Source organism: Salinivibrio sp. ML323 (assembly GCF_001995745.1).
Taxonomy (GTDB): domain Bacteria; phylum Pseudomonadota; class Gammaproteobacteria; order Enterobacterales; family Vibrionaceae; genus Salinivibrio; species Salinivibrio kushneri.
Map to the genome: position 1 here is coordinate 1 of NZ_MUES01000039.1, position 18,507 is coordinate 18,507.

Below are 18,507 nucleotides of genomic sequence, written 5' to 3' on the forward strand. Positions count from 1 at the left end.
CACTCGCAACAATAGCACTCGCAACAATAGCGTCAGTAAGGAGGTGATCCAGCCCCAGGTTCCCCTAGGGCTACCTTGTTACGACTTCACCCCAGTCATGAACCACACCGTGGTAAACGCCCTCCCGAAGGTTAAGCTATCTACTTCTGGTGCAGCCCACTCCCATGGTGTGACGGGCGGTGTGTACAAGGCCCGGGAACGTATTCACCGTGGCATTCTGATCCACGATTACTAGCGATTCCGACTTCATGGAGTCGAGTTGCAGACTCCAATCCGGACTACGACARACTTTAAGGGATTCGCTCYACTTCGCAGCKTCGCTGCCCTCTGTATCTGCCATTGTAGCACGTGTGTAGCCCTACTCGTAAGGGCCATGATGACTTGACGTCGTCCCCACCTTCCTCCGGTTTATCACCGGCAGTCTCCCTGGAGTTCCCACCATTACGTGCTGGCAAACAAGGATAAGGGTTGCGCTCGTTGCGGGACTTAACCCAACATTTCACAACACGAGCTGACGACAGCCATGCAGCACCTGTCTCAGCAGCACGTGTGTAGCCCTACTCGTAAGGGCCATGATGACTTGACGTCGTCCCCACCTTCCTCCGGTTTATCACCGGCAGTCTCCCTGGAGTTCCCACCATTACGTGCTGGCAAACAAGGATAAGGGTTGCGCTCGTTGCGGGACTTAACCCAACATTTCACAACACGAGCTGACGACAGCCATGCAGCACCTGTCTCAGTGTTCCCGAAGGCACCAATCCATCTCTGGAAAGTTCWCTGGATGTCAAGAGTAGGTAAGGTTCTTCGCGTTGCATCGAATTAAACCACATGCTCCACCGCTTGTGCGGGCCCCCGTCAATTCATTTGAGTTTTAACCTTGCGGCCGTACTCCCCAGGCGGTCTACTTAATGCGTTAGCGCCGAAAGCCAAAGTCTAAACCTCAACCTCCAAGTAGACAGCGTTTACGGCGTGGACTCTGGATGTCAAGAGTAGGTAAGGTTCTTCGCGTTGCATCGAATTAAACCACATGCTCCACCGCTTGTGCGGGCCCCCGTCAATTCATTTGAGTTTTAACCTTGCGGCCGTACTCCCCAGGCGGTCTACTTAATGCGTTAGCGCCGAAAGCCAAAGTCTAAACCTCAACCTCCAAGTAGACAGCGTTTACGGCGTGGACTACCAGGGTATCTAATCCTGTTTGCTACCCACGCTTTCGCATCTGAGCGTCAGTCTTTGTCCAGGGGGCCGCCTTCGCCACTGGTATTCCTTCAGATCTCTACGCATTTCACCGCTACACCTGAAATTCTACCCCCCTCTACAAGACTCTAGCCTGCCAGTTTCAAATGCGGTTCCGAGGTTGAGCCCCGGGCTTTCACATCTGACTTAACAAACCGCCTGCATGCGCTTTACGCCCAGTAATTCCGATTAACGCTCGCACCCTCCGTATTACCGCGGCTGCTGGCACGGAGTTAGCCGGTGCTTCTTCTGCAGCTAACGTCAAGCCRTGCACKTATTAAGTACACCACCTTCCTCACTGCTGAAAGTGCTTTACAACCCGAAGGCCTTCTTCACACACGCGGCATGGCTGCATCAGGGTCTCCCCCATTGTGCAATATTCCCCACTGCTGCCTCCCGTAGGAGTCTGGGCCGTGTCTCAGTCCCAGTGTGGCTGATCATCCTCTCAAACCAGCTAAGGATCGTYGCCTTGGTAAGCCATTACCTTACCAACTAGCTAATCCTAACTGGGCCCATCCCAACGCGATAGCTTACATGTAGAGGCCACCTTTGGTCCTGACTCTAACGARYCAAGACATTATGCGGTATTAGCCGTCGTTTCCAACGGTTATCCCCCTCGTCAGGGCAGGTTCCCAGCCGTTACTCACCCGTCCGCCGCTCGACGTCCAGYAAATCCACCGAAGCTTCAATRCTGCCGTTTCCGCTCGACTTGCATGTGTTAGGCCTGCCGCCAGCGTTCAATCTGAGCCATGATCAAACTCTTCAATTAAAGTTTTGGTGTTTGCTTTTCCTAAGAAAAGACAAACGGCTCGATAAATACTGTTTTGTTCGTCTCTTGCGAGACAAACGAATTGACTGTGCCGAACAACGTAAACGTTGTTTCGTATTGGTCACTCAGTTCATCGAATAAATCTTTTTGTCTATTCTCAACGAGTGCCCACACAGATTGCATAGGTCAAATTGTTAAAGAGCGTTGACTGTGCGAAGCGGCGCTTCGCTTGGTCAGGGCTGCGTATCTTACGCGCCTTACCGTTAAAGTCAAGAAGAAATTTCATCTTTTATTTTCAACCCAACTGGGTGAAGCAAAACCTCTTTTTGACTCCCCTAACGCGCTGTCTGCGTTAAGTAGGGCGGCATTCTAAAGCTTTTGTGACAAGCGTCAATCATTAATTTTCACTTTTCTTTTAAGCGCTCTATTTTTAGTCGATCTGCTCTGTTTTAGCCAATAATGCCCGTTTCTACTCTCTAAGCACCAAAAGTTACTATTTCGCGACTCGTTCTTATCCGTAGCGCCTATCCACCTTAGTTAAACGAGGAGTGAGGCTATACGCGAAAAGCGTGGACCGTTTTTACAACGCGATGGTGAAGGGCCGGATAAAGAAAAAGCCAGGCAAATTGCCTGGCTTTTCTGGGTGCTGCTTATAAGTAATAAAACTTACTCTGCAGCTTGCTCAGCGTCTTGCTCTGGGCGATCAACAAGCTCGATGTAAGCCATTGGGGCTTTATCACCAGAGCGAACACCGCATTTCAGAATGCGAGTGTAACCGCCAGCACGTGAAGCAAAACGTGGGCCGAGTTCATTAAACAGTTTCGCTACAACTTCGTCGTTACGAGTACGAGCGAATGCTACACGACGGTTAGCAACACTGTCGTTTTTAGCTAAGGTAATCAACGGTTCAATGACGCGACGCAGCTCTTTTGCCTTTGGCAAAGTTGTTTTGATAACTTCGTGAGTTACCAGCGAGCTAGCCATGTTGCTGAACATCGCTTTACGATGGCTGCTGTTGCGATTGAGTTGACGACCACTCTTACGATGGCGCATGACCTAATCCTTCTAACTAAATAATCAGTCTCTGATTAATCTTCAGCAATGGATGCTGGCGGCCAGTTTTCTAGGCGCATACCTAGAGACAGACCACGTGATGCCAGCACGTCTTTAATTTCAGTCAAAGACTTCTTACCAAGGTTTGGCGTTTTCAGAAGCTCAACCTCGGTACGCTGTACCAGATCACCGATATAGTGAATCGCTTCTGCTTTCAAACAGTTAGCAGAGCGAACAGTTAGTTCAAGATCGTCTACAGGACGCAGTAGGATCGGATCGAACTCTGGCTTCTCTTCTTTCTCCTCAGGGACACGTACATCGCGCAGGTCAACAAACGCATCTAGCTGTTCTGCTAGGATGGTTGCCGCACGGCGAATCGCTTCCTCAGGATCCAGTGTACCGTTAGTTTCCATATCGATGACCAGCTTGTCGAGGTCCGTACGCTGTTCGACACGCGCTGCTTCCACTTTGTAAGCAATGCGATCTACTGGGCTGAACGTTGCGTCAACAAGTAGGCGACCGATTGGACGCTCGTCGTCTTCGCTATCGATACGCGCAGACGCTGGTACATAGCCACGACCACGTTCTACCTTGATACGCATGCTAATTTCAGCGCTTGCATCAGTCAGGTGGCAGATAACGTGTTCTGGGTTCGCAATCTCAACACCACCATCATGGGTGATGTCGCCTGCAACAACAGGGCCTGCACCAGACTTGGTCAGAGTAAGGATAACTTCATCTTTACCCTCAACCTTAACGGCTAGGCCTTTAAGGTTAAGTAGGATTTCCAGGATATCTTCCTGAACCCCTTCTTTGGTGCTGTACTCGTGCAGTACGCCGTCAATTTCAACTTCCGTCACCGCACAGCCTGGCATAGATGAAAGTAGGATACGACGTAGCGCATTCCCCAGAGTATGGCCAAAACCACGCTCTAGGGGTTCAAGAGTTACTTTTGCGTGCGTCGAGCTAACTTGTTCAATATCAACTAGACGCGGCTTAAGAAATTCTGTTACAGAACCCTGCATTATGTCCTCTCTTTAGTTCAGCTTTACTTAGAGTAAAGCTCGACGATCAGGTGTTCGTTGATGTCAGCAGACAAATCAGAACGCTCTGGTAGGCGCTTGAATGTGCCTTCCATCTTCTTGCTGTCTACTTCGATCCAAGTTGGCAGTTCGCGTTGAGCGGCAACTTCTAGAGCTGCTTTGATACGCGCCTGGTTCTTAGCTTTCTCGCGAATGCTAATCACGTCGTTTGCCGAAACCTTGAAAGAAGGTACGTTAACTACTTTGCCGTTAACGAGGATCGCTTTGTGGCTTACCAGCTGACGTGATTCGGCGCGTGTTGCACCAAAGCCCATGCGGTAAACTACGTTGTCTAGGCGACCTTCAAGAAGCTGAAGCAGGTTTTCACCTGTATTACCCTTGATGCGGGCAGCGTCTTTGTAGTAGTTACGGAACTGCTTTTCCATTACGCCGTACATACGACGTACTTTTTGCTTCTCACGAAGCTGAACGCCATAGTCAGACAGACGGCCGCGACGCTGACCGTGAACGCCTGGGACGTTATCGATTTTACACTTGGTATCAATCGCGCGTACGCCCGACTTAAGGAATAAGTCAGTGCCTTCGCGACGGCTAAGCTTCAGCTTAGGACCCAAATATCTTGCCATGATCTTTCTCCAATATTCTAAGAAACAGCGCTAGTGCGTATTAAACACGGCGTTTCTTAGGTGGACGACAACCGTTATGCGGGATTGGCGTCGCATCAACAATGTTAGTGATGCGGAAGCCCGCTGCGTTCAAGGCACGAATAGTAGACTCGCGACCTGGACCTGGACCTTTAACCATCACTTCGAGGTTTTTCAGGCCGTACTCTTTCGCCATTTCACCACAGCGCTCTGCAGCAACCTGCGCAGCGTATGGAGTTGACTTACGAGAGCCACGGAAACCTGAACCACCGGCGGTCGCCCATGCAAGAGCGTTACCTTGACGGTCAGAAATCGTCACGATTGTGTTATTGAAAGACGCATGAATGTGCGCGACGCCATCAGCGACTTGCTTGCGTACGCGTTTGCGTGCACGAGTTGCTTGTTTAGCCATAGTACTTATCTACCCCGATTATTTCTTGATCGGCTTGCGCGGACCCTTACGGGTACGAGCATTGGTCTTCGTACGCTGACCACGTAGTGGCAAGCTGCGACGATGACGAATACCGCGGTTACAACCAAGGTCCATAAGACGCTTGATGTTCATGGAAATTTCACGACGTAGATCGCCTTCTACGGTGTATTTAGCCACACCGTCACGCAATTGGTCGATCTGTTCTTCTGATAGTTCACTGATCTTAGTGCTTTCAGCAATACCTACTTCAGCTAGAATAGCTTGAGAGGTGGTTTTGCCGACGCCGTAAATCGCAGTCAATGCGATAACAGCATGCTTTTGATCAGGAATGTTAATGCCTGCTATACGGGCCACTATTCACTCCTAGTACTTTTCAAGTAGAACCGCTGCAGAGCCCGTCGAGGATACGCAGCGGCATAACCACTTCTTTTGCACATACAAAAGGTGGGCTGGCTAATGTAGCCAGCCTGACCTCATTTTGCAAGAAAAATATTCTGCTATTAGCCTTGGCGTTGCTTGTGCTTTGGCTCACTGCAGATCACACGAACGGTACCGTTACGCTTGATCACTTTACAGTTACGGCAGATTTTCTTAACGGAAGCACGAACTTTCATTGCTAAACTCCGTAAATAGACAACCTATTAGCGGCCGTAGCCTTTGAGGTTGGCTTTTTTCAACACGGACTCATATTGTTGAGACATCAAATGAGTCTGAACTTGAGCCATAAAGTCCATGATTACGACTACTACGATAAGTAGTGATGTACCACCAAAGTAAAAGTGGACATCCCACGCAATCATCATGAACTCGGGGATCAGACAGATAAAGGTAATATACATGGCGCCAGCAAGGGTTAACCGTGTCATCACTTTATCAATGTATTTAGCAGTCTGCTCACCCGGGCGAATACCAGGTACGAACGCTCCTGACTTCTTCAAATTATCTGCTGTTTCTCGCGGGTTGAACACCAACGCCGTATAGAAAAAGCAGAAGAAGATAATCGCTGCCGCATAAAGTATTACGTACGCTGGTTGCCCCGGACTCAGTGCCAATGACACATCGGTTAGCCAGCTTGTCTGATCACCCTTACCAAACCAGTTAGCAAGCGTGCCAGGGAACAAAATAATACTTGATGCAAAAATCGCAGGGATAACGCCTGCCATGTTGATCTTAAGTGGCAGGTGCGTGCTTTGCGCTGCAAAGACACGGCGACCTTGTTGCCGCTTCGCGTAGTTAACAACGATACGACGTTGACCACGCTCCATAAAGACCACAAAGTAGACGACCGCCAATACGATCACTGCGATACCTAGCAAGAGAAGCGGAGACATGTCGCCTTGACGCGCTTGCTCTATTGTCTGTCCAATTGCGGGTGGCAGACCCGCGACAATCCCGGTGAAGATAATCAACGAAATGCCGTTACCAATGCCGCGTTCAGTAATTTGCTCACCTAACCACATCAAGAACATGGTACCTGTGACCAAACTCACTACCGCAGTAAAGTAAAATGCGGGGCCTGGATTTATCACCAAACCTGGCATCATACTCGGTAACCCGGTCGCGATTCCAATTGCTTGGAACGTTGCCAACACCAGCGTGCCGTAGCGGGTATACTGACTTATCTTGCGACGGCCAGATTCACCCTCTTTTTTCAACTCCGCTAACGCGGGATGAACCACTGACAATAACTGAACAATAATCGATGCCGAAATATACGGCATAATGCCCAGTGCCAGTATCGAAGCACGCTCAAGGGCACCACCAGAGAACATGTTAACCAAGTCAATGATGGTCCCTTGTTGCTGTTCGAACAGATCGGCAAGTACAGCAGCGTCAATACCAGGAATGGGTACAAAAGAGCCGGCACGGAATACCAATAATGCCATTGCTACAAAAAGTAAGCGGCTTTTGAGCTCCGCAACTCCGCCTTTTGCACTACTGAAGTTTTGTCCTGGTTGTTTTGCCATCTGTACCTCGTCCTCGAGCTAAATTATTCCTCGATTTTACCGCCTGCAGCTTCGATTGCCGCTTTAGCGCCTTTAGTGACACGAACACCTTTCACTGTCACTGAGCGAGCGATTTCACCAGACAGTACGATTTTCGCCGTACGAGTGTCTTGCGCGATAACATTCGCTGCTTTCAGTGTTTCAAGGCTTACCACGTCACCGTCAACTTTTGCTAGCTCGCCGAGACGGACTTCAGCAGAAGTGAGGCCTTTACGCGAAGTAAAACCGAATTTTGGCAGACGCTGTTTCAAAGGCATTTGACCGCCTTCGAAACCTGGGCGTACTGAACCACCTGAACGTGATTTCTGACCTTTATGACCACGGGCACCGGTTTTACCCAGGCCTGAACCAATACCACGGCCTACACGCTTCGCAGAAGGCTTTGAGCCTGCAGCCGGAGATAGAGTATTCAAACGCATGTGATTACCCCTCCACTTTAACCATGTAGTTGACCTTGTTGATCATACCGCGCACGCACGGTGTATCTTCAAGTTCAACAGTGTGGTTGATGCGACGAAGGCCCAAGCCACGCAGGGTCGCTTTGTGCTTCGGCAAGCGGCCGATAGCGCTACGAGTCTGAGTTACTTTAATTGTCTTAGCCATGTCGTATTACCCCAGAATTTCGTTGACAGGCATGCCACGTTTCGCAGCTACCATCTCTGGAGACTTCGTACCACCCAGACCATCAATCGTTGCACGAACGATGTTGATTGGGTTGGTCGAACCGTATGCTTTCGCCAGAACGTCTTGAACGCCTGCTACTTCAAGCACGGCACGCATCGCACCACCGGCGATGATACCTGTACCTTCTGATGCTGGCTGCATATACACTTTTGAACCAGTGTGGCGGCCTTTAACAGCGTGGTGCAGAGTACCGTCTTTCAGCGCAACAGTAATCATGTTACGGCGCGCTTTTTCCATTGATTTTTGGATCGCTGCGGGTACTTCACGGGCTTTACCGTAACCGAAACCGACGCGACCGTTACCATCACCTACCACAGTCAGGGCGGTGAAGGTAAAGATGCGACCACCTTTAACCGTTTTAGAAACACGGTTTACAGCGATCAGCTTCTCATGCAAATCACTTTGTTGTTTATCGTTAGCCATCTTCCACCTACCTTAGAATTTCAGACCAGCTTCACGGGCAGCATCTGCCAGTGCAGCCACACGGCCGTGGTATTGGAAACCGGAACGGTCAAAAGCAACGGCTTCGATGCCTTTTTCCTTCGCTCGCTCAGCAATGATCTTACCCACGGCTGCAGCGGCGTCTTTGTTACCGGTGCTCTTCACTTGCTCACGGATCGCTTTTTCTRCGGTAGAAGCGGCAGCGATTACTTCCGCGCCGTTACCAGCGATAACCTGTGCGTACACATGACGTGGAGTACGGTGTACCACCAGGCGAGTCGCACCCATTTCCGCGATCTTGCGTCGTGCTTTGGTCGCACGACGGATACGAGATGCTTTCTTATCCATAGTGTTACCTTACTTCTTCTTAGCTTCTTTAGTACGCACAGCTTCGTCAGAGTAACGAACGCCTTTGCCTTTATAAGGCTCTGGCTTGCGGTATGCGCGAATTTCAGCAGCCACCTGGCCAACCGCTTGTTTATCAGCGCCGCTGATAACAATTTCAGTTTGGCTTGGGCATTCTGCCTTAACACCCTCTGGCAGAGCGTGCTCAACCGGGTGAGAGAAACCAAGTGTCAGGTTAAGTTTGTCACCGGCAACGTTTGCACGATAACCAACACCTTTCAGGATTAGTTTCTTGGTAAAGCCTTCAGTCACACCCACTACCATGCTGTTAACCAGTGCGCGCGCGGTACCAGCATGAGCCCATGCTTTAGCGTGCTCCACACGTGGTGCGAAAGTAATGGTGTTCTCTTCTTGGCTTACTGCCACCATATCGTGAAGCGTGCGGCTTAGTTCGCCTTTGCTTCCTTTTACAGTGATTTCCTGACCGTTAAGTTTCACCTCTACGCCGGCAGGAACTACGACAGGTGCTTTTGCAACACGAGACATTTCCTACTCCTTATTAAGCTACGTAGCAGATGATTTCACCGCCCAGACCCGCTTTGCGAGCTGCGCGATCGGTCATCAAACCTTTCGAAGTTGATACAACAGCAATACCAAGGCCACCCATCACTGAAGGCAACTCATCTTTCTTTTTGTAGATGCGCAGGCCTGGACGGCTAACACGTTGGATTTGCTCGATAACTGGTTTAGATTCGAAGTATTTCAACGTCACTTCCAGTTCAGGCTTCGCGTCGCTGTTTACTGCGACGTCAGCCACGTAACCTTCTGCTTTTAGTAGCTCAGCAATTGCCACTTTTAGCTTTGACGAAGGCATTTTAACAGCAACTTTTTTTGCTGTCTGACCGTTGCGTAAGCGGGTCAGCATATCCGAGATCGGATCTTGCATGCTCATAAGTCTTTACTCCCGTGATTCAATTACCAGCTTGCCTTACGCAGACCCGGAATCTCGCCTTTCATGCAAGCTTCACGAACCTTGATTCGGCTCAGGCCGAATTTGCGTAGGTAGCCATGTGGACGACCAGTCTGGTTACAGCGGTTACGCTGACGAGACTTCGCAGAATCACGTGGTAGCGACTGAAGCTTCAGGACAGCGTCCCAACGCTCTTCGTCTGACGTGTTAACATTCTTAATGGTCGCACGCAGGTTGTCACGCTTTTCAGCATAACGGGCTGCGAGCTTCGCACGTTTTACGTCACGTGCTTTCATCGATTTTTTAGCCATAACAGTAACCCTTCACCTTACTTACGGAATGGGAAGTTAAAGGCAGCCAGCAGAGCTCGACCTTCCTCATCTGTACCTGCGGTGGTAGTGATAGTAATATCAAGACCACGGATACGATCGACTTTGTCGTAGTCAATCTCAGGGAAGATGATTTGCTCGCGAACGCCCATGCTGTAGTTACCGCGACCGTCGAACGCTTTCGGGTTCAGACCACGGAAGTCACGGATACGAGGAACTGCGATAGCGATCAAACGCTCAAAGAAGTCCCACATACGCTCGCCACGTAGGGTTACTTTACAACCAATTGGGTAGCCCTCACGGATCTTAAAGCCTGCGACTGATTTACGTGCTTTAGTGATCAGCGGCTTTTGACCAGAAATTGCGGTCATATCAGCAGCTGCATTTTCAAGCAGTTTCTTGTCGTTCAGAGCTTCGCCCACACCCATGTTTAGGGTGATCTTTTCGATCCCTGGGACTTGCATGATGCTTTTGTAACCAAATTGCTTAGATAGCTCAGCTACAACTGTCTCTTTGTAGTAATCATGCAGTTTCGCCATTGTACTACTCCAGAATTACTTAATAGTTTCGCCATTCGACTTGAAGAAACGCACTTTTTTGCCGTCTTCAAATCGGAAGCCTACACGGTCACCTTTACCAGCAGCTGCGTTAAAGATCGCCACGTTTGAAACGTCAATAGCGGCTTCTTGTTCAACGATGCCACCTTGAGTGCCCAGAGCCGGAACCGGCTTCTGGTGTTTCTTCACGAGGTTAATACCTTCAACGATAACTTTACCGGTCGGTAGAACCTTAGATACTTTACCTTTCTTGCCTTTGTCTTTACCGGCAAGAACGATAACTTCGTCGTTACGACGGATTTTAGCTGCCATGAGATCGCTCCTTACAGAACTTCAGGCGCCAGAGACACAATTTTCATGAACTTCTCAGTACGAAGTTCGCGTGTCACAGGGCCAAAGATACGTGTGCCGACTAGTTGCTCGTTCGTGTTGTTCAACAACACGCAAGCATTGCGGTCGAAGCGAATGACAGAGCCGTCTGGACGACGTACGCCTTTACGGGTGCGAACTACCACCGCCTTAAGCACATCACCTTTTTTCACTTTACCGCGTGGGATTGAATCCTTAACGGTAACTTTGATGATGTCGCCAACGTGGGCGTAACGACGGTGAGAGCCACCCAGAACCTTAATACACATTACACTGCGAGCGCCGGAGTTGTCGGCTGCGTCCAGCATACTTTGCATTTGGATCATTGTTAGTGCTCCGCTGTTATTACATCTAGACCCATCTCGGGTCGGGCTGCCTTTTTACAAGGGCGGCGAATAATAACACTATTTTGACCAGATGGGTAGATAAAAAATAAACGGCCCCCCGAATGAGAGCCGTTTGACTTATTATTGTATGAAAAATCGCTTAGATGCGTGATTTTTCAACAACGCGAACCAATGTCCAAGACTTTTGCTTAGAGATTGGACGACACTCACGAACCTCAACAGTGTCACCTTGGTTACACTGGTTTGATTCATCGTGTACATGTAGCTTAGTCGTGCGCTTAATGTACTTACCGTAGATTGGGTGTTTCACAAAACGCTCGATAGCAACGACGATAGTTTTATCGCCTTTGTCGCTGATAACGCGACCTTGCTGAGTGCGGATGTTCTCGCTCATTATGCGTTAGCCTTCTCAGTCAGTACGGTTTTTACACGTGCGATATCGCGACGAACAGCTTTAAGAGTGTGAGTTTGCTGAAGTTGGCCAGTAGCCGCTTGCATGCGCAGGTTAAACTGCTCACGTAGCAGACCCAATAGCTCTTCGTTCAGCTGCTCAGCAGTCTTTTCACGTAGTTCTTGTGCTTTCATCACATCACCGCCTTAGTTACGAAAGTGGTTTTGATCGGTAGCTTACGTGAAGCTAATTCAAACGCTTCGCGAGCCAGTGATTCAGGAACACCATCCATTTCGTACAGGACCTTGCCTGGTTGGATTTGGGCAACCCAGTAATCAACTGAACCTTTACCCTTACCCATACGAACTTCCAACGGCTTACCAGTAATTGGTTTGTCAGGGAAGACACGAATCCAGATTTGGCCTTGACGTTTAATGTGACGAGTCATCGCACGACGAGCCGCCTCAATTTGACGCGCAGTGATACGACCGCGACCAACAGCTTTCAGGCCATAGGTACCGAAGCTTACGTCAGTACCGTGCGCCAGACCGCGGTTACGACCTTTAAAAGTCTTGCGGAACTTAGTACGTTTTGGTTGAAGCATCGATAGACTCCTTACTTACGGCCTTTACGCTGCTTCTTCGGCTTGTCAGCCTTTTGCTCAACTTCAGCCATTCCACCTAGGATCTCACCTTTGAAGATCCAGGTTTTAATGCCGATTACACCGTACTGGGTGTGAGCAGAAGAAGTTGCGTAATCAATGTCAGCACGAAGGGTGTGCAATGGCACACGGCCTTCACGGTACCACTCGGTTCGAGCGATTTCAGCGCCGCCAAGACGGCCGCTTACTTCTACTTTGATACCTTTGGCACCTAGGCGCATTGCGTTTTGTACCGCGCGCTTCATCGCACGACGGAACATAACACGGCGCTCTAGCTGTGATGCGATGCTGTCGCCAACAAGTTGCGCATCTAGCTCAGGCTTACGTACTTCAGCGATGTTGATTTGCGCTGGTACACCGGCTAGTTTTGCAACATGAGCGCGCAGCTTCTCGACATCTTCACCTTTCTTACCGATAACCACACCAGGACGTGCCGTGTGAATAGTCACACGAACACTCTTAGCAGGACGCTCGATAACGATGCGAGAGACTGACGCTTTTTTCAGTTCATTGTTCAAGAACTGACGTACCTTAAAGTCGCCGTCTAGGTTGTCAGCGAAATCTTGGTTATTAGCAAACCAAGTGGAATTCCAAGGCTTAACAATGCCAAGACGAATACCATTAGGATGTACTTTTTGACCCATTGCTTTATCTCCTCGTCTCTTAGCGGTCTGCTACAACAACAGTGATGTGGCTAGAACGCTTCAAGATGCGATCGGCACGGCCTTTTGCACGAGGCATAATACGCTTCATGATTGGGCCTTCATCCACGAAGACTTTGGCGACGCTTAGATCGTCGATATCCGCACCTTCGTTATGCTCGGCGTTTGCAATAGCAGATTCCAACACTTTCTTAACCAGGTCAGCCGCTTTTTTGTTGCTGAAGGTCAGTAGTTCCAGTGCTTGTGCTACGTCTTTACCGCGCACTTGATCCGCAACCAAACGTGCTTTTTGAGGCGAGATACGAGCAAAGCGATGTTTAGCAATAGCTTCCATTTCTTACCCCTTAACGCTTCTTAGCTTTCTTATCAGCAGCATGGCCGCGATAAGTACGTGTTGGTGCAAACTCGCCCAGCTTGTGACCGATCATTTCTTCAGAAACGAAAACGGGTACGTGCTGACGACCATTATGGACAGCGATGGTCAATCCGATCATCTGTGGGATGATCATTGAACGACGGGACCAAGTCTTTAAAGGCTTCTTGTCACCGCTTTCCACCGCTTTCTCTACCTTCTTCAGCAAGTGCAGGTCAATAAAAGGACCTTTCTTGAGAGAACGTGGCATGGCTTATCCTCTGATAATAATTACTTGTTACGACGACGTACGATGTACTTGTCGGTACGTTTGTTCTTACGGGTCTTGAAGCCTTTAGTTGGCATACCCCATGGTGATACTGGATGACGACCACCTGAGGTACGGCCTTCACCACCAYCGTGTGGGTGGTCAATCGGGTTCATTGCAACACCACGTACGCTTGGACGTGCGCCTTTCCAGCGCGCGGCACCGGCTTTACCCAGTTCGCGTAGCATGTGCTCAGAGTTACCCACTTCACCAAGAGTCGCACGACCTTCAGCAAGAACCTTACGCATTTCACCGCTGCGCAGGCGGAGTGTGACGTACGCGCCGTCACGAGCTACGATTTGCGCATAAGCACCCGCAGAACGAGCTAACTGACCACCTTTACCAGGCTTAAGCTCGATATTGTGGATAGTAGAACCCACTGGGATGTTACGCATTGGCAGGGTGTTACCTACCTTGATAGCTGAATCTGCACCAGATTGGATCTGATCACCGGCTTTTAGGCCTTTTGGTGCGATGATGTAACGACGTTCACCGTCCGAATACAGTACAAGCGCTATGTTTGCACTACGGTTCGGATCATACTCAAGACGCTCAACTTTCGCTGGGATACCGTCTTTAGTACGTTTGAAGTCAATTACACGGTAATGATGCTTGTGACCACCACCGATGTTACGCACTGTGATTCGACCGTTGTTATTGCGACCGCCTGACTTAGAGTTTTTCTCTAGCAGTGGTGCATATGGTTTACCTTTATAAAGATCATGGTTAACCACTTTAACAAGGTGACGACGACCCGGTGAAGTCGGCTTACATTTCATAATAGCCATTTGCTTTTACTCCTCCGTCTTACTCAGCGCCGCCAACGAAGTCGATGTCCTGACCTTCTTTCAAGGCAACATACGCTTTTTTCCAGTCGCTACGACGGCCTTCACGCATACCTTGACGTTTGGTCTTACCCTTAACGAGAAGAGTACGAACAGACTTCACTTCAACTTCGAACAGTTTTTCAACTGCCGCTTTGATCTCTTTTTTCGTAGCTTCTTTGGCGACTTTGAATACAACAGTGTTGTTGTTTTCAGCGGCCATCGTCGCTTTTTCAGAGATGTGCGGAGCACGCAGAACTTTTAGGATACGCTCTTCAGTGATCATGCCAGCATCTCCTCAACTTGTTTAACTGCATCAGCAGTCATCACGACTTTGTCGAAAGCGATCAAGCTAACTGGGTCGATGGTATCTGTATCGCGTACGTCAACCTTATAAAGGTTACGTGCGGCAAGGAACAGGTTCTCATCAACTTCGGCAGTGACGATCAGAGCATCGTTCAGCTCAAGCTCTTTCAGCTTAGCGACAAGCTCTTTAGTTTTTGGTGCTTCAACAGAGAAGTTATCAACAACGATCAAACGCTCTTGACGAACCAGCTCTGACAGGATGCTCTTAAGAGCACCACGGTACATCTTTTTGTTTACTTTCTGAGCATGGTCCTGAGGACGTGCTGCGAAAGTGACACCACCGCTGCGCCAGATTGGGCTGCGGATTGTACCTGCACGGGCGCGACCAGTACCCTTCTGACGCCATGGCTTAGCACCGCCACCAGATACGTCTGAACGAGTTTTCTGAGCGCGAGTACCTTGACGGGCACCAGCTGCGTATGCAACGACTACCTGGTGAACCAGGGATTCGTTGAATTCACGCCCGAAGGTAGTTTCGGAAACAGTTAGCGCGTCGGCGCCTTTGACTACCAATTCCATTACTATCTCCTCGACGTTACGCTTTAACGGCTGGTTTAACGATCACGTTGCCACCTGTCGCACCTGGGACTGCACCTTTGATAAGAAGCAGATTGCGCTCAGCGTCAACACGTACGATCTCTAGGTTTTGAGTCGTTACACGCTCAGCACCCATGTGACCTGCCATTTTTTTGCCTTTGAATACGCGACCTGGGCTCTGACATTGACCGATAGAACCAGGCGCACGGTGAGACAAAGAGTTACCGTGGCTCATGTCTTGAGTACGGAAATTCCAACGCTTAACGCCGCCTTGGAAGCCCTTACCTTTTGACGTGCCAGTAACGTCTACTTTTTTGATTTCAGCGAAAAGATCAACGTTTAGCTCAGCGCCAACTTCGAACTCTTCACCATTTTCCAGACGGAATTCCCACAAACCGCGGCCTGCTTCAACACCTGCTTTCGCAAAGTGACCAGCTTGTGCCTTGTTGACACGGCTTGCTTTCTTCTCGCCTGTAGTGATTTGAATTGCGGCATAACCGTCAACGTCAGGCTTACGCACCTGAGCAACACGGTTCGCTTCAACTTCAACTACGGTGACCGGGATAGAAACGCCATCTTCGTTGAAGATGCGAGTCATACCGACTTTACGACCGACTAGACCAATCATTATCTACTCCCCCTTAACCCAGGCTGATTTGAACATCAACGCCCGCAGCAAGGTCAAGACGCATCAGAGCGTCAACAGTTTTATCTGTTGGCTCAACGATGTCGATCAGACGTTTGTGAGTACGGATTTCGTACTGGTCACGTGCGTCTTTGTTTACGTGCGGAGAAATAAGAACGGTGAAGCGCTCTTTACGAGTAGGTAGAGGGATTGGTCCCTTAACCTGTGCGCCAGTGCGCTTAGCGGTTTCAACGATTTCCGCGGTAGACTGATCGATCAAGCGATGATCGAACGCCTTAAGGCGGATACGGATACGTTGGTTCTGCATGAGACAGAGCTCCAAATTCTAAAATATTTACACAAACAATATCGCCATTCCACCTCATTAAGACGAGGGAATGCCGATTAATTTATGTGAAACCGTAGTGCCAAAATTAGGCACATTGTCAGCCATTATTCTATGACTGCGAACATAAGCGGAGTATACATTAAACGAACAGTTTACTGTTCCATTCCTCGATGCTCATTGGTTCACAACTGCGTCGGAAGTCGCAATGACTTAAGCAGTGCCGGGCATTATACCGATGCGCGCTAGCTTTGCAAGTGTTGGTTAATAATTAGGCCCTAAAAAAGCGTGCCCACTAAGGGCACGCTGAGTGTAGGTCCACATTTTGGCCACAAAGCCTACTAGCCGTCTTTGTCACTGGCGTCTTCGATGATTTGTGCTTGGTTGTAATTGGCGATACCCACTTTATCGATCAGACCCAGCTGAGTTTCGAGCCAATCAATATGTTCTTCTTCGTCGTCGAGGATATACTGGAACAGATCTCGCGACACAAAATCGCGGATGCTTTCGGTGTAAGCAATGGCTTCTTTCAAGTCTTCGTGCGCTTGCATCTCCAGCGCAAGATCACATTCGAAGATTTCTTGCGTGTCTTCACCAATACGTAACTTACCTAAATCTTGCAGGTTGGGCGTCCCTTCTAAAAACAAAATACGCTCAATGAGCTTGTCCGCATGCTTCATCTCATCAATGGACTCTTCATACTCTTTGTCCGCGATGACTTTTAAGCCCCAGTCTTTAAGCATGCGCGCATGCAAAAAATACTGATTAATCGCAATCAGTTCGTTACCGAGTACCGTGTTGAGAAATGCTATCGATTTTGGATCGCCTTTCATGGCAAAAGCCTCCTTATGGGTTCTACTTTACAAATGTAGAACCCATAAGGAGGCTGTCAAATATTGACTGCAGGTTAACTCGCTTTTTGCAGCGTGATCAGTTGGCTCTCGTCGTAAATCACCTCTTTGGCTTGGCGTACACATTTACCACATTGCGACCCCAGAGGCGTCAGCTGGCGTAACTCACGGATACTGGTGACGCCTTGCTGACGCACCCAATGCTTAATGGTCTTATCCGATACGCTGTGGCAGATACAAACTAACATCTCAATCATCTCAAAACATGAACTATAACGAGAATAGTTCGCATTGCTTTCAGGGTAAAGACTTTTTATATAACGCTTGGTTATTGATGACTAGCTCATTTATATCAAAATATCGTCAAAGAAAGGGCAAACAAAAAGGGAGCGCAATGCGCTCCCTTTGATTGATAAGACTCAGCGTCTATCAAATTAAGCGATGATGTTAGCAACAACACCCGCGCCTACAGTACGGCCACCTTCACGGATAGCGAAACGTAGACCTTCGTCCATCGCGATAGGTGCGATCAGCTCAACAACCATCTTGATGTTGTCACCAGGCATTACCATCTCAACGCCTTCTGGAAGCTCGATAGTACCGGTTACGTCAGTAGTACGGAAGTAGAACTGTGGACGATAGCCTTTGAAGAATGGCGTATGACGGCCACCTTCGTCTTTGCCCAGCACGTAAACTTCTGACTCGAACTTAGTGTGCGGAGTGATTGAACCCGGCTTCGCCAGCACTTGGCCACGCTCAACTTCGTCACGCTTAGTACCACGCAGAAGAACACCAACGTTCTCACCCGCACGGCCTTCGTCTAGAAGCTTACGGAACATCTCAACACCGGTACAGGTGGTCTTCGCGGTCTCTTTCATGCCCACGATTTCAACGTCGTCACCTACGCTGATGATGCCTTGCTCAACACGACCGGTTACAACCGTACCACGGCCTTGGATTGAGAAGACGTCTTCGATTGGCAGGATGAACGGCTTGTCGATTGCACGCTCTGGCTCTGGGATGTAAGCATCCAGGGCTTCTGCTAGCTCAACAATCTTCTGCTCCCACTGCTCTTCACCGTTCAGGGCACCGAGCGCTGAACCTTGGATAACTGGGCAGTCGTCACCTGGGAAGTCATACTCTGAAAGTAGCTCACGGACTTCCATTTCAACCAGCTCAAGCAGCTCTTCGTCATCAACCATGTCACATTTGTTCATGAACACGAYGATGTTTGGAATACCAACCTGACGGCCAAGTAGGATGTGCTCACGCGTCTGTGGCATTGGGCCATCAGTTGCCGCAACAACCAGGATACCACCGTCCATCTGCGCCGCACCGGTG

31 protein-coding genes and 1 rRNA gene are annotated in these 18,507 nt (G+C 49.3%); all 32 read right to left on the bottom strand.

The features are described 5' to 3' along the window. Positions 1-36: 36 nt before the first annotated feature. A 16S ribosomal RNA gene (locus BZG13_RS14180) occupies positions 37-2,002 on the bottom strand. Between the two features lie 666 nt (positions 2,003-2,668). Further along, entirely contained in the window at positions 2,669-3,055 is a 387-nt protein-coding gene (gene rplQ / locus BZG13_RS14185; protein ID WP_046074810.1) for a 50S ribosomal protein L17, read from the bottom strand. A 35-nt stretch (positions 3,056-3,090) separates the two neighbouring features. Further along, positions 3,091-4,080 (bottom strand): DNA-directed RNA polymerase subunit alpha, encoded by a 990-nt coding sequence (locus BZG13_RS14190; protein ID WP_046074809.1) that lies wholly within the window; start codon positions 4,078-4,080, stop codon positions 3,091-3,093. Between the two features lie 23 nt (positions 4,081-4,103). Then, positions 4,104-4,724 carry a 30S ribosomal protein S4 gene (gene rpsD, locus BZG13_RS14195; protein WP_046074808.1) on the bottom strand — a complete coding sequence of 207 codons (621 nt, stop codon included), beginning with the start codon at positions 4,722-4,724 and terminating at the stop codon, positions 4,104-4,106. Positions 4,725-4,764: 40 nt separating this feature from the next. Continuing rightward, positions 4,765-5,154 (bottom strand): 30S ribosomal protein S11, encoded by a 390-nt coding sequence (gene rpsK / locus BZG13_RS14200; protein WP_021024486.1) that lies wholly within the window; start codon positions 5,152-5,154, stop codon positions 4,765-4,767. Between the two features lie 18 nt (positions 5,155-5,172). Beyond that, on the bottom strand, positions 5,173-5,529 hold the full coding sequence (gene rpsM / locus BZG13_RS14205) for a 30S ribosomal protein S13 (RefSeq protein ID WP_069362270.1): 357 nt from the start codon (positions 5,527-5,529) through the stop codon (positions 5,173-5,175). 146 nt (positions 5,530-5,675) lie between these two features. Next, on the bottom strand, positions 5,676-5,789 hold the full coding sequence (rpmJ, locus tag BZG13_RS14210) for a 50S ribosomal protein L36 (RefSeq protein ID WP_021024484.1): 114 nt from the start codon (positions 5,787-5,789) through the stop codon (positions 5,676-5,678). Positions 5,790-5,816: 27 nt separating this feature from the next. Continuing rightward, positions 5,817-7,142: a preprotein translocase subunit SecY gene (gene secY / locus BZG13_RS14215; protein ID WP_046074806.1), complete on the bottom strand. Its 1,326-nt coding sequence runs from the start codon at positions 7,140-7,142 to the stop codon at positions 5,817-5,819. A gap of 23 nt (positions 7,143-7,165) precedes the next feature. After that, the gene (rplO, locus tag BZG13_RS14220; protein WP_077487088.1) at positions 7,166-7,600 is read right to left on the bottom strand and encodes a 50S ribosomal protein L15; all 435 of its coding nucleotides are present in this window, start codon (positions 7,598-7,600) and stop codon (positions 7,166-7,168) included. A gap of 4 nt (positions 7,601-7,604) precedes the next feature. Further along, entirely contained in the window at positions 7,605-7,784 is a 180-nt protein-coding gene (gene rpmD / locus BZG13_RS14225; protein ID WP_069362268.1) for a 50S ribosomal protein L30, read from the bottom strand. A 6-nt stretch (positions 7,785-7,790) separates the two neighbouring features. Next, positions 7,791-8,288, bottom strand: a complete 498-nt coding sequence (gene rpsE, locus BZG13_RS14230; protein WP_077487089.1) for a 30S ribosomal protein S5 — start codon at positions 8,286-8,288, stop codon at positions 7,791-7,793. 12 nt (positions 8,289-8,300) lie between these two features. Continuing rightward, positions 8,301-8,654 (bottom strand): 50S ribosomal protein L18, encoded by a 354-nt coding sequence (gene rplR / locus BZG13_RS14235; protein WP_077487090.1) that lies wholly within the window; start codon positions 8,652-8,654, stop codon positions 8,301-8,303. Between the two features lie 9 nt (positions 8,655-8,663). Beyond that, positions 8,664-9,197, bottom strand: a complete 534-nt coding sequence (gene rplF, locus BZG13_RS14240; protein WP_077487091.1) for a 50S ribosomal protein L6 — start codon at positions 9,195-9,197, stop codon at positions 8,664-8,666. A gap of 13 nt (positions 9,198-9,210) precedes the next feature. Continuing rightward, the gene (rpsH, locus tag BZG13_RS14245; protein ID WP_069362266.1) at positions 9,211-9,603 is read right to left on the bottom strand and encodes a 30S ribosomal protein S8; all 393 of its coding nucleotides are present in this window, start codon (positions 9,601-9,603) and stop codon (positions 9,211-9,213) included. Positions 9,604-9,626: 23 nt separating this feature from the next. Beyond that, positions 9,627-9,932, bottom strand: a complete 306-nt coding sequence (gene rpsN / locus BZG13_RS14250; RefSeq protein WP_046074799.1) for a 30S ribosomal protein S14 — start codon at positions 9,930-9,932, stop codon at positions 9,627-9,629. A 17-nt stretch (positions 9,933-9,949) separates the two neighbouring features. Further along, positions 9,950-10,489 (bottom strand): 50S ribosomal protein L5, encoded by a 540-nt coding sequence (rplE, locus tag BZG13_RS14255; RefSeq protein ID WP_021024475.1) that lies wholly within the window; start codon positions 10,487-10,489, stop codon positions 9,950-9,952. Between the two features lie 15 nt (positions 10,490-10,504). Further along, on the bottom strand, positions 10,505-10,819 hold the full coding sequence (rplX, locus tag BZG13_RS14260) for a 50S ribosomal protein L24 (protein WP_021024474.1): 315 nt from the start codon (positions 10,817-10,819) through the stop codon (positions 10,505-10,507). 11 nt (positions 10,820-10,830) lie between these two features. After that, positions 10,831-11,202, bottom strand: a complete 372-nt coding sequence (rplN, locus tag BZG13_RS14265; RefSeq protein WP_046074798.1) for a 50S ribosomal protein L14 — start codon at positions 11,200-11,202, stop codon at positions 10,831-10,833. A gap of 160 nt (positions 11,203-11,362) precedes the next feature. After that, positions 11,363-11,617 (bottom strand): 30S ribosomal protein S17, encoded by a 255-nt coding sequence (gene rpsQ / locus BZG13_RS14270; protein ID WP_077487092.1) that lies wholly within the window; start codon positions 11,615-11,617, stop codon positions 11,363-11,365. Then, entirely contained in the window at positions 11,617-11,808 is a 192-nt protein-coding gene (rpmC, locus tag BZG13_RS14275) for a 50S ribosomal protein L29 (RefSeq protein WP_077487093.1), read from the bottom strand. Before rpmC ends, rpsQ begins: the two co-directional genes overlap by 1 nt. Continuing rightward, positions 11,808-12,218 carry a 50S ribosomal protein L16 gene (rplP, locus tag BZG13_RS14280; protein WP_021024470.1) on the bottom strand — a complete coding sequence of 137 codons (411 nt, stop codon included), beginning with the start codon at positions 12,216-12,218 and terminating at the stop codon, positions 11,808-11,810. The genes rpmC and rplP overlap by 1 nt, the downstream gene beginning before the upstream one ends. A gap of 11 nt (positions 12,219-12,229) precedes the next feature. Continuing rightward, positions 12,230-12,919, bottom strand: a complete 690-nt coding sequence (rpsC, locus tag BZG13_RS14285) for a 30S ribosomal protein S3 (protein ID WP_046074795.1) — start codon at positions 12,917-12,919, stop codon at positions 12,230-12,232. 19 nt (positions 12,920-12,938) lie between these two features. Then, positions 12,939-13,271 (bottom strand): 50S ribosomal protein L22, encoded by a 333-nt coding sequence (gene rplV / locus BZG13_RS14290; protein WP_046074794.1) that lies wholly within the window; start codon positions 13,269-13,271, stop codon positions 12,939-12,941. A 10-nt stretch (positions 13,272-13,281) separates the two neighbouring features. Then, positions 13,282-13,560, bottom strand: a complete 279-nt coding sequence (rpsS, locus tag BZG13_RS14295; protein ID WP_021024467.1) for a 30S ribosomal protein S19 — start codon at positions 13,558-13,560, stop codon at positions 13,282-13,284. A gap of 20 nt (positions 13,561-13,580) precedes the next feature. Further along, complete coding sequence (rplB, locus tag BZG13_RS14300) at positions 13,581-14,405, bottom strand: 50S ribosomal protein L2 (RefSeq protein WP_077487094.1); 825 nt, start codon at positions 14,403-14,405, stop codon at positions 13,581-13,583. A gap of 19 nt (positions 14,406-14,424) precedes the next feature. Then, positions 14,425-14,727, bottom strand: coding sequence for a 50S ribosomal protein L23 (gene rplW / locus BZG13_RS14305; protein ID WP_021024465.1), 303 nt, complete (start codon positions 14,725-14,727; stop codon positions 14,425-14,427). Beyond that, a complete protein-coding gene (gene rplD, locus BZG13_RS14310) occupies positions 14,724-15,326 on the bottom strand; it encodes a 50S ribosomal protein L4 (RefSeq protein ID WP_046074792.1) in 603 nt (200 codons plus the stop codon). The genes rplW and rplD overlap by 4 nt, the downstream gene beginning before the upstream one ends. 16 nt (positions 15,327-15,342) lie before the next feature. Next, positions 15,343-15,972, bottom strand: coding sequence for a 50S ribosomal protein L3 (rplC, locus tag BZG13_RS14315; protein ID WP_069362264.1), 630 nt, complete (start codon positions 15,970-15,972; stop codon positions 15,343-15,345). Between the two features lie 13 nt (positions 15,973-15,985). Next, the gene (gene rpsJ / locus BZG13_RS14320) at positions 15,986-16,297 is read right to left on the bottom strand and encodes a 30S ribosomal protein S10 (RefSeq protein ID WP_002541412.1); all 312 of its coding nucleotides are present in this window, start codon (positions 16,295-16,297) and stop codon (positions 15,986-15,988) included. Between the two features lie 359 nt (positions 16,298-16,656). Continuing rightward, positions 16,657-17,148, bottom strand: coding sequence for a bacterioferritin (bfr, locus tag BZG13_RS14325; protein WP_077487095.1), 492 nt, complete (start codon positions 17,146-17,148; stop codon positions 16,657-16,659). Between the two features lie 74 nt (positions 17,149-17,222). Next, positions 17,223-17,414, bottom strand: a complete 192-nt coding sequence (gene bfd / locus BZG13_RS14330) for a bacterioferritin-associated ferredoxin (RefSeq protein WP_046074828.1) — start codon at positions 17,412-17,414, stop codon at positions 17,223-17,225. Positions 17,415-17,600: 186 nt separating this feature from the next. Further along, on the bottom strand, positions 17,601-18,507 hold a 907-nt coding region (tuf, locus tag BZG13_RS14335), incomplete at its 5' end, for an elongation factor Tu (protein WP_077487096.1).

Bases quoted from the DNA above. Each gene is read 5' to 3' on its own strand.
- rpsC (WP_046074795.1), bottom strand. From the start codon at position 12,919: ATGGGTCAAAAAGTACATCCTAATGGTATTCGTCTTGGCATTGTTAAG.
- rpsQ (WP_077487092.1), bottom strand. From the start codon at position 11,617: ATGAGCGAGAACATCCGCACTCAGCAAGGTCGCGTTATCAGCGACAAA.
- rpsS (WP_021024467.1), bottom strand. From the start codon at position 13,560: ATGCCACGTTCTCTCAAGAAAGGTCCTTTTATTGACCTGCACTTGCTG.
- rplE (WP_021024475.1), bottom strand. From the start codon at position 10,489: ATGGCGAAACTGCATGATTACTACAAAGAGACAGTTGTAGCTGAGCTA.
- bfr (WP_077487095.1), bottom strand. From the start codon at position 17,148: ATGAAAGGCGATCCAAAATCGATAGCATTTCTCAACACGGTACTCGGT.
- rpsD (WP_046074808.1), bottom strand. From the start codon at position 4,724: ATGGCAAGATATTTGGGTCCTAAGCTGAAGCTTAGCCGTCGCGAAGGC.
- rpmJ (WP_021024484.1), bottom strand. From the start codon at position 5,789: ATGAAAGTTCGTGCTTCCGTTAAGAAAATCTGCCGTAACTGTAAAGTG.
- rplX (WP_021024474.1), bottom strand. From the start codon at position 10,819: ATGGCAGCTAAAATCCGTCGTAACGACGAAGTTATCGTTCTTGCCGGT.
- bfd (WP_046074828.1), bottom strand. From the start codon at position 17,414: ATGTTAGTTTGTATCTGCCACAGCGTATCGGATAAGACCATTAAGCAT.
- rplF (WP_077487091.1), bottom strand. From the start codon at position 9,197: ATGTCTCGTGTTGCAAAAGCACCTGTCGTAGTTCCTGCCGGCGTAGAG.
- rplD (WP_046074792.1), bottom strand. From the start codon at position 15,326: ATGGAATTGGTAGTCAAAGGCGCCGACGCGCTAACTGTTTCCGAAACT.
- rplO (WP_077487088.1), bottom strand. From the start codon at position 7,600: ATGCGTTTGAATACTCTATCTCCGGCTGCAGGCTCAAAGCCTTCTGCG.
- rplV (WP_046074794.1), bottom strand. From the start codon at position 13,271: ATGGAAGCTATTGCTAAACATCGCTTTGCTCGTATCTCGCCTCAAAAA.
- rpsJ (WP_002541412.1), bottom strand. From the start codon at position 16,297: ATGCAGAACCAACGTATCCGTATCCGCCTTAAGGCGTTCGATCATCGC.
- rplC (WP_069362264.1), bottom strand. From the start codon at position 15,972: ATGATTGGTCTAGTCGGTCGTAAAGTCGGTATGACTCGCATCTTCAAC.
- rpmD (WP_069362268.1), bottom strand. From the start codon at position 7,784: ATGGCTAAGACAATTAAAGTAACTCAGACTCGTAGCGCTATCGGCCGC.
- rplW (WP_021024465.1), bottom strand. From the start codon at position 14,727: ATGATCACTGAAGAGCGTATCCTAAAAGTTCTGCGTGCTCCGCACATC.
- rpsN (WP_046074799.1), bottom strand. From the start codon at position 9,932: ATGGCTAAAAAATCGATGAAAGCACGTGACGTAAAACGTGCGAAGCTC.
- BZG13_RS14190 (WP_046074809.1), bottom strand. From the start codon at position 4,080: ATGCAGGGTTCTGTAACAGAATTTCTTAAGCCGCGTCTAGTTGATATT.
- rpsE (WP_077487089.1), bottom strand. From the start codon at position 8,288: ATGGCTAACGATAAACAACAAAGTGATTTGCATGAGAAGCTGATCGCT.
- rpsH (WP_069362266.1), bottom strand. From the start codon at position 9,603: ATGAGCATGCAAGATCCGATCTCGGATATGCTGACCCGCTTACGCAAC.
- secY (WP_046074806.1), bottom strand. From the start codon at position 7,142: ATGGCAAAACAACCAGGACAAAACTTCAGTAGTGCAAAAGGCGGAGTT.
- rplP (WP_021024470.1), bottom strand. From the start codon at position 12,218: ATGCTTCAACCAAAACGTACTAAGTTCCGCAAGACTTTTAAAGGTCGT.
- rpsK (WP_021024486.1), bottom strand. From the start codon at position 5,154: ATGGCTAAACAAGCAACTCGTGCACGCAAACGCGTACGCAAGCAAGTC.
- rplN (WP_046074798.1), bottom strand. From the start codon at position 11,202: ATGATCCAAATGCAAAGTATGCTGGACGCAGCCGACAACTCCGGCGCT.
- rplQ (WP_046074810.1), bottom strand. From the start codon at position 3,055: ATGCGCCATCGTAAGAGTGGTCGTCAACTCAATCGCAACAGCAGCCAT.
- rpmC (WP_077487093.1), bottom strand. From the start codon at position 11,808: ATGAAAGCACAAGAACTACGTGAAAAGACTGCTGAGCAGCTGAACGAA.